Source organism: bacterium, from assembly GCA_024224155.1.
In the GTDB taxonomy this organism is placed as follows: Bacteria; Acidobacteriota; Thermoanaerobaculia; order Multivoradales; family JAHEKO01; genus CALZIK01.
This window is the reverse complement of sequence record JAAENP010000314.1, coordinates 1-1,450: the sequence shown is the minus strand read 5'-3', so window position 1 is coordinate 1,450 and position 1,450 is coordinate 1. Positions and strand designations below refer to the sequence as shown.

At 64.4% G+C, this 1,450-nt stretch carries 2 protein-coding genes; both read right to left on the bottom strand.

Annotated elements, in window-relative coordinates; all coding sequences use genetic code 11:
- The coding region (locus tag GY769_16685) for a cytochrome c (protein ID MCP4203557.1) at window positions 1-326 on the bottom strand (326 nt) is incomplete at its 3' end.
- Window positions 327-391: 65 nt separating this feature from the next.
- On the bottom strand, window positions 392-1,324 hold the full coding sequence (locus tag GY769_16680; protein ID MCP4203556.1) for a cyclic nucleotide-binding domain-containing protein: 933 nt from the start codon (window positions 1,322-1,324) through the stop codon (window positions 392-394).
- Window positions 1,325-1,450: the final 126 nt, after the last annotated feature.

Below are 1,450 nucleotides of genomic sequence, written 5' to 3'. Positions count from 1 at the left end.
CCCCAGACCGGCATCTCCCGCGACCCGTGGCTCGCGAGCTCCTGGCGGCCGTCGATCGTCTGATAGATCCGCTGGGCGGGGAACTCGCCGTCGTTGCGCGCGGCGAGCCGGGTGAGATCAGCCGGTACGATCTTGAGCAGCTCGGCCATCGGGCCGTTGCCGGTGCCCGAGCTGCCGTGACAGTTCAGGCAGTGGATCCGGTAGCTCAACGCTCCCAACACCTGGCGATCTTCGACCTCCGGCAGCTCGTCCGCGAAGACGTCCGGTCCCAGTCCCAATGCCGAGATCACCAACAATGCGAGTACGGAAGCCTCTATCGTCTTCATCGTCGCTCCTCACCCGAGATCAGCAGCCATGCGGCCGTGGAATCGTATCATCGCCATCGTCGCTCCTACGCTCGTTTGTCGTGCAGCTCCCGGACCAGCTCGGCCACCCGCGGGTGAGTCTGAGCCACGCCCTCGAAAGTCGCTGTGTCGAGCTCGAGCAGCTCACATTCGGTCAGCGCGATGATGGTCCGATTGCGCGGTTTGGCGAATAGAACCGACGGCGTGCCGAAGACCTCGCCTTCGTGCAGGACCGTGACCTGATCGTTGTGGCCGGTCTGATCCCGGTGGTAGACCCTGGCCGAGCCGCTCGACAGCACGAACAGGCTGTCCCCGGGCTCGCCTTCGGTATAGACGATCGAGCCCGGCTTCTTGACCAGCAGACGTAGGCCGCCGATCATCGCCATCAGCTCAGTCTTCGAGAAGTCGTTGAACAGCGGCGACCAGTTGAAGCCGTCGCGCCCCTCCGCCGCCTCCTCGAACCAGAACTCCGAGGGCATGATGACCGAGGTCGCGAGGCTGTCGTCCGCCTCGAGCGGTGGTTCCGCCTTCTTCGGCCGCAGGCGGAGCTTCGGCATCAATCGCCTTGCCCCCCCTCCGGAGGGAGGTGATGGCGGCTTCTCTCCGGGAGCACGGACGTCGACCCGCTGCGCCGGGCGGCCTTCCCTGAGCGGCCGGTCCCTGCCCCGGATCTTGATCAGGGTGTCGAGCATCTCCTCGGCGTCCGACTGCCCGGGATCGATGCGCTGGATCTTCTTGAGCACGGCGATCGCCTTGGTGACGAAACCCTCGGTCGAGAATTCCTGCACCAGGCCCTCGAGCACTTCGATCGCGCGCCGCTTCTGGCCGTCGCGCTCCAGGACGTCGGCGAGCATCTTGCGCAGATGCACGCTCTTGGGATCTTCCCGGAGGTGCTTCTGAATGACCTTGATCGCCTTGGCGTACTGCCCCCGGGCGATCAGTCGGTTGACGTCCTTCTTGCCTTGCAGCCAGCTCAACATTTCTTCTTTATTCTACTCTAGTTTGATGACGCGAATCTTCGCCTGGCCGATGAACGCGGCGAGCCGAGCGAGCTCTTTGAGCGTCGCCATGTCGTCGTTCAAGGCGGTGGTGCCGAAGGCGATGTG